Origin of the sequence: Kitasatospora sp. GAS204B (assembly GCF_029892155.1) — a bacterium.
GTDB lineage: Bacteria > Actinomycetota > Actinomycetes > Streptomycetales > Streptomycetaceae > Kitasatospora.
Genome location: NZ_JARZAG010000012.1, coordinates 183,712 through 197,050, shown reverse-complemented (window position 1 = coordinate 197,050; position 13,339 = coordinate 183,712). Strand labels below are relative to the sequence as shown.

Annotated in this window: 8 protein-coding genes and 3 tRNA genes; 8 read left to right on the top strand and 3 right to left on the bottom strand. The window is 74.4% G+C overall.

The window, feature by feature from the left end; translation table 11 throughout:
* Positions 1-146 precede the first annotated feature (146 nt).
* Positions 147-476, top strand: coding sequence for a hypothetical protein (locus P3T41_RS18765; RefSeq protein ID WP_280691075.1), 330 nt, complete (start codon positions 147-149; stop codon positions 474-476).
* A gap of 192 nt (positions 477-668) precedes the next feature.
* A complete protein-coding gene (locus P3T41_RS18760; protein ID WP_280691074.1) occupies positions 669-1,694 on the top strand; it encodes a DUF1906 domain-containing protein in 1,026 nt (341 codons plus the stop codon).
* 176 nt (positions 1,695-1,870) lie between these two features.
* On the opposite strand, the gene P3T41_RS18755 is transcribed toward P3T41_RS18760, so the two are convergent.
* Positions 1,871-2,284: a nuclear transport factor 2 family protein gene (locus tag P3T41_RS18755; protein WP_280691071.1), complete on the bottom strand. Its 414-nt coding sequence runs from the start codon at positions 2,282-2,284 to the stop codon at positions 1,871-1,873.
* Between the two features lie 34 nt (positions 2,285-2,318).
* On the bottom strand, positions 2,319-3,260 hold the full coding sequence (locus tag P3T41_RS18750; RefSeq protein WP_280691070.1) for a zinc-binding dehydrogenase: 942 nt from the start codon (positions 3,258-3,260) through the stop codon (positions 2,319-2,321).
* 164 nt (positions 3,261-3,424) lie between these two features.
* Here P3T41_RS18750 and P3T41_RS18745 point away from each other — a divergent pair, with 164 nt between their 5' ends.
* Both P3T41_RS18745 and P3T41_RS18740 read left to right on the top strand, forming a co-directional pair.
* On the top strand, positions 3,425-4,411 hold the full coding sequence (locus tag P3T41_RS18745) for a LysR family transcriptional regulator (RefSeq protein ID WP_280691069.1): 987 nt from the start codon (positions 3,425-3,427) through the stop codon (positions 4,409-4,411).
* Positions 4,412-4,649: 238 nt separating this feature from the next.
* Complete coding sequence (locus P3T41_RS18740) at positions 4,650-6,326, top strand: long-chain fatty acid--CoA ligase (RefSeq protein ID WP_280691068.1); 1,677 nt, start codon at positions 4,650-4,652, stop codon at positions 6,324-6,326.
* A 58-nt stretch (positions 6,327-6,384) separates the two neighbouring features.
* On the opposite strand, the gene P3T41_RS18735 is transcribed toward P3T41_RS18740, so the two are convergent.
* Positions 6,385-9,726: a PAS domain-containing protein gene (locus tag P3T41_RS18735; RefSeq protein ID WP_280691067.1), complete on the bottom strand. Its 3,342-nt coding sequence runs from the start codon at positions 9,724-9,726 to the stop codon at positions 6,385-6,387.
* Positions 9,727-9,927: 201 nt separating this feature from the next.
* On the opposite strand from P3T41_RS18735, the gene P3T41_RS18730 reads away from it, so the two are divergent.
* The 4 genes from P3T41_RS18730 to P3T41_RS18715 all read left to right on the top strand — a co-directional run bounded on the left by P3T41_RS18730 (position 9,928) and on the right by P3T41_RS18715 (position 13,238).
* Positions 9,928-10,018: transfer RNA gene (locus P3T41_RS18730), tRNA-Ser, on the top strand.
* A 149-nt stretch (positions 10,019-10,167) separates the two neighbouring features.
* Positions 10,168-10,243, top strand: a tRNA-Arg gene (locus P3T41_RS18725).
* 37 nt (positions 10,244-10,280) lie between these two features.
* Positions 10,281-10,356 (top strand) — tRNA-Arg (locus P3T41_RS18720).
* Between the two features lie 158 nt (positions 10,357-10,514).
* Positions 10,515-13,238, top strand: a complete 2,724-nt coding sequence (locus P3T41_RS18715) for an Ig-like domain-containing protein (protein WP_280691066.1) — start codon at positions 10,515-10,517, stop codon at positions 13,236-13,238.
* Positions 13,239-13,339 lie beyond the last annotated feature (101 nt).

The window sequence follows — 13,339 nt, the reverse complement described above, 5'->3', positions numbered from 1 at the left end:
CACGCGATCGAGCTAATTGTCGAGTGGGGGCTGGCGGATCGGCGGGTGGCCGCTGAATGCTGATCTCGGCGTCGCAGCCCGCAGGAGTTCGTCTGGCCGCGAACTCCCGCAGCAATCAGTCCACTTCCGGATTTCTGGAGGATTCCATGGCACGCAACCGCACCGCTCGGGTGATCGTCGCACTGGCCGCCGCTCCGCTCGCCGCAGGCCTGCTGCTGGCCGGCGCCGGAGCGGCCTTCGCCGACAACGTGGGCGGGGCCAACGACGGGTCCAACAGCAGCGTCGTGTCCAACGTGGGCAGCGGCAACATCTTCGGCTCCGTCGACGGCAACTACAACGCCACCCAGCAGACGGCGACCGGCAGCGGCGCCTCCAACCAGAACAACACCGTTGGGGTGAAGGACAACTCGGGCTGGGTCTACGCGGACCAGTCGAACAAGGACGTCAAGATCGACTTCGCGCCGATCATCAAGTGAGTCGGTGACGGGCGGCGGAAAGGGTCACCGCGCCCCGAGCCGGTGGGCGGTGTCGGCAACGGCACCGCCCACCGGCATGTCCGGCGTCGGCCCGGTCCGGCGCTGCGCCGCCCGGGTGATCCTGGAGCGCGTGGGCGGCGCGTCCGCCCCCGGATCGCCCGACGAGCCGTCAGACGCGGCCAGTATCGAGGGATGGTCCGCTACCTGCGTTCGGCGGCGCTGTCGGCCGCCGCCCTCGTTCTGCTGCTGGCCACCGACGGAAGTGCGGTGCGGGGCTTCCCGCTCGCGTACGCCGAGACGGCCAGCCGGACCCCGGCGTCGGGGCACCCGGGATCCCCAGGGCACCCGGGACACCCAGCACACCCGGGACACTCCGCGCATCCGGCGTCCAACGCCCCCGTGCCGCCGCCGGATTCAGCCCCGGACGCCCCGTCAGCTCCAGCCGCCCCGGCCGCGCCGCCGACCGTGCTGCCGGATCCAGGTGCGGCCGCGCTGGCCGCCGGCCCGCAGACCGTCTTCACCGGCAGCGCCTTCGACACCTGCACCGCCCCGTCGCTGGACGCCATGCGCGCCTGGCGCGGCGCCTCCCCGTACGGCGCGGTCGGCGTCTACACCAGCGGCCGGCAGCGCGGCTGCACCCAGCCCCGGCTGACCGCCGACTGGGTGCGCCAGGTCCGGACGCTGGGCTGGCGGCTGATCCCGACCCACGTCGGACGGCAGGCGCCGTGCAACGACACCCCGAACAAGCCCCAGCGGATCGACCCGGCGCAGGCCGTCGACCAGGGCCGGCAGGAGGCGGCCGAGGCGGTGCACGGCGCCCAGCGGATCGGCATCGGCCCCGGCAGCCCGGTCTACCTGGACATGGAGGACTACCGCGGCGGCGACCCGGGCTGCGCGAAGGCGGTGGTGGACTTCACCCTCGGCTGGACCCAGGCGCTGCACAACGCCGGCTACTTCGCGGGGTTCTACTCCAATCTCGACAGCGGCGTCGCCGACCTGGCCGCCGCCGCCCGGGCCGGGGCTGCCCCGCTGCCCGACGCCGTCTGGTACGCCCGCTGGGACAGCCGCACCAGCCTGGACGGCGGCGGCGTCCTGACGGACGACCAGTGGTCGGCGCACCGTCGGGCCCACCAGCTGCGCGGCGAGGTCACCGAGTCCTACGGTGGCCTCAAACTCACGCTCGACCGCGACCAGTTGGACGCCCTGGTCGCCCGCTAGGGCCTGTACGGCGGATCTTTCCGGGCCCGCGACGCCGGGCATCCCGGCTGGACGCACGCCCGAATCGCCCAAGTACGTCCAGTACGAGGACGACTCGGGCGCACGCCCAGCCGGGCGCCCAACGCCGCGGGCTCATCCGAAAAGATCCGCCGTACAGGCCCTAGGCCGCACGTCACTCACGCGTCTGGGAAGAGCACCTTGGCGACGTGCTGGGTGTCCGCGTACTCGCGCACCGTCGCGATCCGGCCCGCGCGGACGGTGAACACCCCCAGACACTGGTTGTCGTACCGCGCACCGGCCACCGTCACTCCCTCGGAGCGCCACTCGGCGACCACCTGGTCGCCGTCCGCCAGCACGTTCGTCAGGGTCACCGTCGGCGCCCCGTCCGGGGCGAAGAGCGCGCCCGCGCCGACCAGGAAGTCGTTGACGATCGCATCGCGGCCGGTCCACACCCGGGTCAGCGGGACGTCGCCGGGGTAGCACCAGGTGGCGTCCTCGGTGAAGCTGTCCACGATGGTCGCCAGGTCTCCCGCGGCGACGGCGTTGACGTAGCGGACCACCACGGCCTTCGGGGTGAGTTCCTCGCTCATGACTCTTCCTCTCCCAATGCTCGTGAATTGCATGTCAGTTGACGGTCAGTACGGCGTTGCCGCGGATCCGCCGCCCGCGCAGCTCGGCCAGCACCTCGCCGGTCCGCGTCCAGTCCCGGACCGTGCCGATTTCCGGGTGCAGCCGCCCGTCGGCGGTCAGGCGTACCAGGGTGGCCAGGTCGGGCCCGTCCGGCCCGTCCACGTCGGCGTAGCTGAACTGCCGGATGGTGGCGCTGACCGGCCCGTTCAGGATGGCGAAGAAGTCCAGCGTCACCGGCTGCCGGCTGGCCTGCCCGAACCAGAGCAGCAGCCCGCGCGGCGCCAGCCGGTCCAGTGCGAGCGGCAGGTCGGCGCCGCCGGTGGACTCCAGCACCAGGTCGAACGGCCCCTCGGCCTGCTCGACCTGCCGCACCACCTCGGCCGCGCCCAGCTCGCCCAGCCGCCCGCCGCGCTCGGCCGAGGCACTGACGGCGGTCACCCGCGCGCCGGCCGCGGCGGCGAGTTCGGTGACGTAGTGCCCGACCCCGCCGGAGGCGCCGGTGAGCAGGATCCGCCGGCCCGCCAGGTGTCCGGTGTGCCGGGCGGCGGTGCGCAGCAGGCGCAGCGCGGTCAGCCCGGCCAGCGGGAGCGCGGCGGCCTGGGCGGTGCTCAGCCGATCGGGGATCGGGGCCAGCGCGGTGGTCGGCACCGCGACGTACTCGGCCCAGCCGAGGGCCGGCGGGTGGGCCACCACGCGGCGCCCCACCGGCGGCCCGGAGCCGTCCGGCGCGGCCTGGACCACCAGCCCGGCCACGTCCTTGCCGGGCCGCCAGCCGGCCGGCGGGCGCTCCAGCACGAAGGTCTCGCCGCGGTTCACCGAGTACGCCTCGACCTTGACCAGCGCCTGGTCGGGCCGCTGCACCGGCTCCTCGACCTCGGCCAGGCGCACGGTGGGGCCGAGCTCGTGCGGTGTGCCGGTGGGCACGAACGCCTTCATCCGCCTGCTCCTTCTCGAGTTCTCGAGTTCTCCGACTGCTCCGAAGCTCCGTGCTGCCGTGCTGCCGTGCTGCCGTGCTCACAGCCAACCGCCGCCGCCCGGGGCCGGGCCAACAACCCGCCCGAGGCCCCGACAACCGACGGTTGTCGGTCAAGATGAGGGGCATGGACCTCGACCTCGCCCAGGTGCGCGCCTTCGTCGCGACCACCGAGCACCGCCACTTCCGGCACGCCGCCGAGGAGCTGTCGATCACTCAGCAGGCGCTCTCCAAGCGGATCGCGCGACTGGAGGAGGCGCTGGGGGAGCGGCTGCTGGAGCGGGACGGGCGGGGCGGACGCGGGGTGGAGCTGACGGCGGCGGGCGAGCGCTTCCTGGAGCCGGCCCGCGCACTGCTGTCGGCCGGGGAGGCGGCTGTGACGGCCGTGCGCGGGACGGTCCGGCCGCTGCGGCTGGACGTCTGGGGGCACCTGTTCGCACCGCTGCGGACGGTGCGTCAGGTGCTCGACGCGCAAACGCCGTCGGCCGTCGAGATCGGGCACGGACGCGACCTGCCCTCGGTGGCCGGTGCGTTGCTGCGCGGGGAGGTGGACGCCGGGTTCGGCCGCTACCACGCGCTGGGGGACCGGCGGGACCAGGAGCTGGCGCACCGCCTGGTCCGGCTCGAACCGGTGGACGTGATCCTCGGGCCCGGCCACCCGCTGGCCGGAGCCGACGCGCTGCGGCCGGCCGAACTGCGCGGCGGGCGGCTGCTGCTGCCGGCCGCGCTGGAGCGGTTGGACTTCCTGCAGCGGTTCGCCGAGCGCTTCGAGCTGGGCGCGGCGCTGGTGCCGGAGGCCAACCTCGGCGCCGAGCACTTCCTGGCCCAGCTGCGGGAGCACCCGGACGCTTTCGCCCTGCTCCCGGCCGACGTCCCGCTGCCCGAGGGGACGACCCCGGCGGGGCTGCGCGCCGTGCCGCTGGTCGACCCGACCCCGCTCTACGCCTGGTCGCTCAGCTGGCCGCGCCACGCCGCCCACCCGGCCGTCGCCGCCCTGCTGCGCGGCTTCGCCGAGGTCGGGCGCCGCAACCGCTGGCTGGAGTACCGCCCGGAGCGGGACTGGCTCCCGGAGGCGGAGCGGGCGGAGCTGACCGACCTGACCGACCTGCGCTGAGCCTGCCGGCCGCATGATCGACTGGCACCCGCCGACCTGCGCGGTGCCGCCGAGTCCGGGCCGGATCCGGCCCCGAGCCACCCCGCGACCAGCGGCTTTTGAGCCGATCGTCTCATTCGCCCCGGAGCTACTGACATCCGCTTCCGCCAGGGCCAGAATCGGCAGCGGGCCACCCCTGCTACCTGCCGGTAGCCGGCGCGGTGGCCGAAGGCAGGCAGCCCGGTCAAGGAGGACCCGCGTGTTCAGCACCATGCAGGACGTACCGCTCACCGTCGCCCGCATCCTGGGGCACGGCGCGACCATCCACGGGCGCTCCACCGTGACCACCTGGACCGAGAACGGCCCCGAGGTGCGCAGCTTCGCCGAGGTCGGCGCCCGCGCCGCGCAACTCGCCTACGCCCTGCGCGACGAGTTGGACGCCACGCCCGACACCGTCATCGGGACCTTGATGTGGAACAACGCCGACCACCTGGAGGCCTACCTCGCGGTGCCGGCCATGGGTTCGGTGCTGCACACCCTCAACCTGCGCCTGCCGGCTGCGCAGTTGGCATTCATCATCGACCACGCGGCCGACCACGCGATCATCGTCAACGGCAGCGTGCTCCCGCTGCTGGCCGCCGTGCTGCCGCGGTTGGCGCCGACCCTCAAGCACATCGTGGTCAGCGGCCCGGGCGACCGCTCGCTGCTGGCCGGCTTCGCCGGCACCGTGCACGACTACGAGGAACTGCTGGCCGGCCGCCCCACCGACTACCCGTGGCAGGAGGAGCTGGACGAGCGCCGCCCGGCGATGATCTGCTACACCTCCGGCACCACGGGCGACCCCAAGGGCGTGGTCTACAGCCACCGTTCGCTCTACCTGCACTGCCTGCAGGTCAACTCGGCCGCCACCTTCGCCCTCACCCAGCAGGACATCGCGCTGCCCGTGGTCCCGATGTTCCACGTCGGCGCCTGGGGCATCCCGCACGCCGCCTTCATGTCCGGCGCGAGCCTGCTGATGCCCGACCGCTTCCTGCAGCCGCAGCCGCTGGCCACCATGATCGAGCGGATCCGACCCACCGTCAGCGCGGCCGTGCCGACCATCTGGAACGGATTGCTGGACGAGCTCGATCACCCGACGGACCGTCAGCAGTCCTACGACACCTCCTCGTTGCGCCAGGTGGTGATCGGCGGCTCGGCCTGCCCGCCCGCGCTGATGCGCGGCTTCGAGGAGCGCCACGGTATCCGGGTGGTGCACGCCTGGGGCATGACCGAGACCTCCCCGCTGGGCACCTTCGGCCTGCCCCCGGCCGGCCTGACCGAGGACGAGGAGTGGGCCTACCGGATCACCCAGGGCGTCTTCCCGGCCTCGGTCCAGGCCCGGCTGACCGGCCCGGGCGGCGAGCGGGTGCCGCACGACGGCGTCTCGGCCGGTGAGCTGGAGGTGCGCGGCCCGTGGATCGCCGGCGCCTACTACGGCGGCCCGGACCGCGAACCCGAGCGCCCCGAGGACAAGTTCACCGAGGACGGCTGGCTGCGCACCGGCGACGTGGGCACCATCACCCCCGACGGCTTCCTCACCCTCACCGACCGGGCCAAGGACGTGATCAAGTCCGGCGGCGAGTGGATCTCCTCGGTCGAGCTGGAGAACCACCTGATGGCTCACCCGGAGATCGCCGAGGCCGCGGTGGTCGCCGTTCCCGACGAGAAGTGGGGCGAGCGGCCGCTGGCCACCGTGGTGCTGCGCCCCGGCGCCACCGTCGACCTGCGCGGCCTGCGGACCTTCCTGGCCGGGCGGATCGCCTCCTGGCAGCTGCCCGAGCGCTGGGCGCTGGTGCCCGCGGTGCCGAAGACCTCGGTCGGCAAGTTCGACAAGAAGGTGATCCGCGCCTCCTACGCCGCGAAGGAGCTGGACGTCACGGTGCTCGGCAAGGAGTGACGCCGCGTCGGCGCCGGACCCCGCGACGGGGCCCGGCGCCGACCCGTCAGCCGACCTGTCAGCCGGCCGCAGTCACCTCGCCGAGCGAGCCGATCCGTCCCAGCAGGTCCACGATCCGCGCCTGCACGTCGGCGCTGGTGGAACGCTCGGCCAGGAAGAGCACGGTCTCGCCGGTGCGCAGCCGCGGCAGCTCGGCGGGGTCGAGGTCGACCGAGGTGTAGACGACCAGCGGGGTGCGGTGCAGGCGGTCGTTGGCGCGCAGCCAGTCGAGCAGGCCCATCCGGCGGCGGCGGATCTGCAGCAGGTCCATCACCACCAGGTTGGGCTGCACGCTGCTCGCCTTGGAGACGGCGTCGTTCTCCGAGACGGCGTGCTCGACGTGCATGCCGCGCCGCTCCAGGCTGCTGGTCAGTGCGGCGGCGATGTCCGGGTCGCTCTCCACCAGCAGCACCCGGGCGGCGTGGTTCTCACTGTCCCTGGGCGCCAGCGCCCGCAGCAGCACGGCCGGGTCGGCCCCGTACGCGGCGTCCCTGGTGGCCTGGCCGAGACCGGCGGTGACCAGCACCGGCACCCGGCTGTTGAGCGCGGCGGTGCGCAGCGACTGCAGCGCGGTACGGGTGATCGGGCCGGTCAGCGGGTCGACGAAGAGGGCCGCCGGGTACGCGGCGACCTGGGCGTCCACCTCCTCGCGGGAGCGGACTATCACCGGGCGGTAGCCGCGGTCCTGGAGCGCCTGCTTGGTCGACGGGTCCGGCTCCGGCCAGACCAGCAGCCGGCGCGGGCGGCCGTCGGCGGCCGGGTTGACCATCGTCGGGTAGTCCGGGTACTCGGGCACCCGTGGCGTGGCGTCGGCGGTGGCGGCGACCGGATCGTCCTCGCCGGAGAGCCGGGGCAGCCCGCTGTCGCTGTCGCCGGGGCCTGACGGCGTGCCGGTCGCGGCCGGGGCCAGCTCGGCGATCGGGCGCGGCGGCGTGCGCGGCTCGCCGGGGCCGGGCACGTGCGGGGGGCTCGGGACGGCGATGGCCGGCGTCGGGAACGCGGCCGGGAAGGCGCTGGCGAACCCGGCCGGGCGCGGCGGCGCCAGCTCGCCCAGCCCGCTGCCCACCGGCACCTGCTGCGGCAGCGGCGGGGTGCTCTGCGGCGGCACGGCGGGCAGCGACGGCGCCGGCTCGGGCAGCGCGAGCGCGCTGGACGGGCCGGCGGACGGCGCGTCGGGCGCGGGCCGGGCCGCTTCCAGTGCGGGCTGGGCCTGCTCCAAGGCAGGCTGTGCCGCGCCAGGGATGCCGAGCCGGCGGCGCCGCCCGGTGGGCTGCTGCTGTTCGGGAGCCGCGGCGGCCTCGACGATCGCCGGCTCGCTCGGCACGGGCGGCAGCGCGTGCTCGAGACCCGGGTAGAGCGGGGTGCCGGGCCCCGGCACCCCGGGCAGCGCGAGCGCCGCGGCCGGCGGCTCGGGCTCGGTCGGCTGTGCGGGCAGCGCCCGCCGCCGCCGGGCCGACTGGGTCGGCTGCTGTTCGGTGGGGTTCGGGCCGGGGCCGAGCGCGATCGGACCGCGCCCCGCCGATTCGCTCGGGCCGCTGGAACCGTCCGGGCCGCTGGGACCGTCCGGGCCGCTGGGACCGGGGCCAAGGGCGAGCGGTCCACGCTCGGCACGGCTGCCGGCCGCGCCACCGACCGCTGCCGGGGCGCCCTCGGTCGAGCCGGTCTCGCCGTCCGACCTGTCCGCCCCGTTCGCCCCGTTCGTCGCCGGGCTCTCGGCCGGCGCGGTGGGTCCGCCCGCCAGGCCCGGCAGATCGGGCAGCACCGCCGTGTCGGTCTCCCGGGGCACCAGCCGCCCGCCGTTCGCCGCCGCCCGGGCGGCCGCGGCCTTGGCCGTCGCCGGGTCCAGCGGCAGCTCCACCACATAGGTGGTGCCCGCGTGATTGGGCAGCTCGTGCGGCTGGAGCACGCCGCCGTGGCGCTCCACCAGGCCGCGCGCGATCGGCACGTGCACCCGGCTGCCGCCCCGCCCGGGGCCGCGCACCTCGATCCGGGCCACCTCGCCGCGCTGCGCCGCCGCCAGCACCACCGTCGGCGGCTGGCCGCCGCCGGTGCCGGGGCCGCCGGTCAGCTCGGCGCCGCTCACATCGGCCACCAGGTGGGCGAGTGCCTGGGCGAGCTTCTCGTGGTCGGCGTTCACCTCGACGGGGGCGGCGTGCACCGAGAAGCGCAGCCGGCCCGGGCCGACCAGCTGCCCGGCGAACTCCACCGCCCGCGCGACCAGCTTGTCCAGCGAGGTCTGCGTGCGGTCGAGCGCGTCGCCGCCCTCGCGTCCCTCCGCGCCGGCGGCCGGTTCGTGCTCGTGGCGCTGGTGCGCCAGTACGCCGTCGATCAGCAGGCCGAACCGCCGGCAGTCGTCGGCGAGCGCGCGCAGCGTCCAGTTGGCCTCCGGCCACAACTGTCCGGCCGGGTCGCCGGCCAGCGTGTCGATCCGCTGCCGCAGCGCCTCCAGGGCGCCGCTGACCTCGGTCTCCAGCACGGCGGTCAGGTGCTCGGCGCGGGCGGTCAGGGCCAGCTCCCTGGTCCGGTCGGTGAAGGTCATCACCGCGCCGACCAGCTGGTCGCCGTCGCGCACCGGAGCCGTCGTCAGGTCGACGGTGACCGCTCTGCCGTCCTTGCGCCACAGCGTGGCCCCGCGCACCCGGTGCTTGCGGCCCGAGGTGAGGGTGTCGAGCAGCGCGGACTCCTCGGCGGCCAGCGGCGTGCCGTCCGCCCGGGAGTGCTGGACCAGCGGGTGCAGCTCGCGCCCGCCCAGCTCGCTGGCCCGGAAGTCCAGGATGTGCGCGGCCGCCGGATTGACCAGGACGACCCGGCCTTCCAGGTCGACGCCGAGCACGCCCTCGGCCGCCGCCCGCAGGATCATCTCGGTCTGCTTGTGCTGGCGGCGCAGCTCCGCCTCGACGCCGAGCCGGCTGGTGAGGTCGCGGACCAGGAGCAGCAGCAGGTCGCCCGCGTTCGAGCCGCGTGCGCCGCCGTCCCGGTAGGAGTCATAGGAGGTGTGGGAGGAGAACGCGTAGCCGCGGCCCTCGCTGCCGTGCTCGTCGGCGAAGTCGTTGCCGGAGACCTCGACCGGGAAGGTGCTGCCGTCGGTGCGCCGTGCGGTCATCCGGACCGGCTTGTCGACCTCGTCACGGTCACGGGGCGCGGGACGCATCGAGCCGGGAATCCGGCTCGGGTCGAACTCGGGCAGCAGGTCGAGCACGCCCATCCCCACCAGCGAGGTGCCGGGGGTCTGCATGCTGCGGACGGCGGCCTGGTTGGCGTCCACCACCGTGCCGTTGCTGTTGACCAACAGCAGTGCGTCGGGCAGTGCGTCGAGTATCGCGGCGAGGCGAGCAGCGCCTCGGATCGGCCTGCTGCTCACGTCGACAGGTCTCCTCACGACTTACGACTTGCGGTTCGCGCTCGCGGACCGGGCTGCCTCCGGGGGTTGGAGTATCCCATTGTTTTTGCCGAGAGGACGACCCGCCTAGTAACGTAAGCGGTGGTTGGTGCCGGAGCCCCGAGCTGTGGCATCATCGCATGCACGCGGTCCGCACCGGAGACGGTGATGGGCCGAGTGGATGGAGGCTTCGCCTAGTCCGGTCTATGGCGCCGCACTGCTAATGCGGTTTGGGTCTTAAAGCCCATCGAGGGTTCAAATCCCTCAGCCTCCGCCCGATGAGAGCCCCGCCGACCTCGGTCGGCGGGGCTCTCGCCATCGGTGGCACCGGTCGACCTGCCCGGAACTTATCGATTTCACCCCAGGTCGACGGTCATGTAATGTTGTCCCCGCACCGCCCCGGTGGCCAAGTCACCAGGGCGAGCGCTCATAGCTCAACGGATAGAGCACTTGACTACGGATCAAGAGGTTGCAGGTTCGAATCCTGCTGAGCGCACCAACCCACCGCTCGCGGTCGCCTTTTCGGGGCCGTCCGAGCGCTCATAGCTCAACGGATAGAGCACTTGACTACGGATCAAGAGGTTGCAGGTTCGAATCCTGCTGAGCGCACCACCTGTCGAAGGCCCCTCAGTCGAGGGGCCTTCGGCGTTTCCGGCTCCGGCCCGGCGGGCCCGTCCGGGTGATTCGCAGGCTGTTCGATCGGGTGGCGTGCGTGACGGACCGTTAGATCGTGATTCCTTCTTGTCACATCGTGTGCACAGGAGGGTCTCATGCCCGCGGGAACCACCCGTCGAACGGTCGTGGTCGCGGCGGCGCTGGCCGTCGGGCTCACGGTCGGCTGGCTTCCATCCGTCTCGCAGGCGCAGCAGTCGCCGGACGCGTGGTCGGACAATCAGCGAGCGGTGCTGCGCTCCGGGCTCGACGTCGACCTCGACTTCGCCGCCGTCCCCGGGATCACCGCCCGACCCGCGCCCGGCACGCTGGACGCCACCGGCGCGGCCGGCTACGTCGACGGGGTCCGCCCCGGGGCGCCCGCCGAGACCTTCCAGCTCGGCGAGGACCGCCCGCAGGTGGACGGCAGCTGGCGCACCCTGGGCACCCTGCGGCTCAGCTTCTCCCGGCCGGTCCGCAACCCCCGGCTGCACGTCAGCGGCCTGGCCGGAGCGGCGGACGGGCCCGGCGGCCGGGTCAGCTCGGCCGTCCGACTGAGCGTCACCGGCGGCAGCCCGGGCGGTCCGGCGCTCACCACCCGCTCGCCCTGGCGGGGCTGGACGGCGGACGGCGGCACGCTCACCCCGAGCAGCACCGACGGCTCGGGCGACGCGACCGCGGACCCGGCCGGCAGCCTCGAACTCGACGGCACCTTCGACACCGCGACCTTCCGGGTCGAGCGGCGGGACACCGCGGCGCCCGGCACCACCACCGCACCCCCGGCGCTGCGGCAGGCGTTCACCGTCACGCTGGACGAGACGCTGGGCAGCGCGCCGCTCGGGTACGGGAACGCCTCGCACGTGATCTCCGACCTCTTCCTCGGCAGCGACGCGGGCAGTGCGGTGCCGACCGCCGGACTCGGCCACCGGGGCAGCGGGCCGCAGCCCGCGCCGCCGGAACTCCAGCCGGGCCGGGTCGAGCACACCGCCAACGACCCGACCCTGGTGTTCCCGGCGACCGCCGCGATCGGCGGCTACTACGACGTCACCGTGCCGATCAACCCGGGCCAGAGTGCCGCGACGCTGGCGGGCTGGATCGATTTCGACCGCGACGGCCGCTTCGAGCCGACCGAGCGGGCCCAGGTCGACGTCCCGCCCGGGGCGAGCAGCGCGACGTTGGAGTGGATCGTGCCGCCGAGCGTCGCCGCCGGCGACACCTGGGCGCGGCTGCGGATCGCCCGCGACCCCGCCCAGGTGGTCGCGGCCGATGGTTTCGCGGACGCCGGTGAGGTGGAGGACCAGGCGATCCGGCTGGGCGTCGGCGCGGCCGAACCGGAGCTCGCCAGCCCCGTGTCGGGCACCGAGATCGGCGAAGCGCGGCCGCAGTTCGCCGGCGACAACGGCGTGCCGGGCGCGATCGTGGCGGTTCAGGAAGGCACGGTGACCCTCTGTCAGGCCACGGTGGCGCGGGACGGCAGCTGGACCTGCCGGCCGGAGGCGGCGCTCACTCAGGGCGAGCACACGGTACGGCCGGCCGAGACCACCAGCGGGGGCGTGGCGCAGGCCGGGGAACCGGTCCGGATCACGGTCAGCACGACGCCGCCGGTCGTGCCGGTCCTCACGCTGCCCGAGTACACCAACGACCCCGGGCTGCTGCTCACCGGCACGGGCGGACCCGGGAGCACGGTCTCGGTGACGGACGGGGGCGGCAGTGGCAGCGGCAACGAGCTGTGCCGGACGGCGGTGAAGGCGGACCGGTCCTGGTCCTGCCTGCCGGTCGAGGAACTGGCCGAGGGGCCGCACGTGCTGACCGCGACCGCCGTGGACGAGGCGGGCAACCACGCGGTCGGGCGCCCCACCACGCTGGTGGTGGACACCGTGCCGCCCGCGAAGCCGGTGCTCACGGTGCCCGGGCCCGGTGAGGAACTGCGCGTGCTGCGCCCGCGCCTGGCGGGCAAGGGCGAGCCTGGAACCACGGTGACGGTGGTGGCCGGCGGGGACGGGGCGCTGTGCGCGGCGGTCGCGGCGGTGGACGGCAGCTGGCGGTGCAACGCGATGCGGGACCTGGCGGCGGGGGAGCAGCTGCTGACCCCGACGGCGACCGACCGGGCCGGCAACACCACGGCGGGCGACCCGGTGCGGGTGCGCGTGGTGGCGGGGGGCGCCAGTGCGAGTGTGCCGCCGACGTCGACGCCGAGCCCGACTCCAAGCCCGAGCCCGAGCCCGAGCCCGACTCCGAGCCCGAGCCCGAGCCCGACTCCGAGCCCGACTCCGAGCCCGACTCCGAGCCCGACTCCGAGCCCGACCCCGACTCCGACTCCGACTCCGACTCCGAGCCCGACCCCGACTCCGACTCCGAGCCAGACTCCGACTTCGAGTCCGAGTTCGAGCGCACGCCCCAGCCCGAGCGGCAGCCCGAGTCCGAGTGTCGGCATGGGTCTGAGCCCGGGTGCCAGTGCGAGCGCCCGCCCGAGTGCCGGCGCGAGCGCCACCCCAAGGCCGAGCGCGACCCTCCGCCCGAGCGTCAGCAGCAGCCCGAGCGTGAGCCGCAGCCCGGGTGCTGGTGCCGGCGCGATCTCGAGCAGCAGCGTGCCCAGCGCCGCACCGACACCCTCCCCGTCCACCTCCACCTCCACCTCACCTTCCCCAGCGCTGGTGGCCCCGCCGGCTTCCCCCTCCGTCCTTCTGCTCGGGCCGCCGCCGGTGGCGGACAGCTTCCCGCTGCACCGGAGCACGCTCGGAGGCTGGCGGGCGGCGAGTTGTGGGGTGCTGCTGATCCTCACGGGGCTGACCTTGATCACCAGGCGGCTCCTCGCCCGTGGTCCGGGTGCTCGACGCCGCTGAGTCGGGTCGGGCCCGACGCCACCTCGGTGAACCGACACACCATCAGCCAAATGTCGCATTTGCTGACTTATGTCCTTAACCTGACTGCGCGTAACAAACCG

Excerpts from the sequence above, each read along its gene's own strand:
- P3T41_RS18745 (WP_280691069.1), top strand. The coding sequence starts at position 3,425 with ATGGACCTCGACCTCGCCCAGGTGCGCGCCTTCGTCGCGACCACCGAG.
- P3T41_RS18755 (WP_280691071.1), bottom strand. The coding sequence starts at position 2,284 with ATGAGCGAGGAACTCACCCCGAAGGCCGTGGTGGTCCGCTACGTCAAC.
- P3T41_RS18765 (WP_280691075.1), top strand. The coding sequence starts at position 147 with ATGGCACGCAACCGCACCGCTCGGGTGATCGTCGCACTGGCCGCCGCT.
- P3T41_RS18750 (WP_280691070.1), bottom strand. The coding sequence starts at position 3,260 with ATGAAGGCGTTCGTGCCCACCGGCACACCGCACGAGCTCGGCCCCACC.
- P3T41_RS18760 (WP_280691074.1), top strand. The coding sequence starts at position 669 with ATGGTCCGCTACCTGCGTTCGGCGGCGCTGTCGGCCGCCGCCCTCGTT.
- P3T41_RS18715 (WP_280691066.1), top strand. The coding sequence starts at position 10,515 with ATGCCCGCGGGAACCACCCGTCGAACGGTCGTGGTCGCGGCGGCGCTG.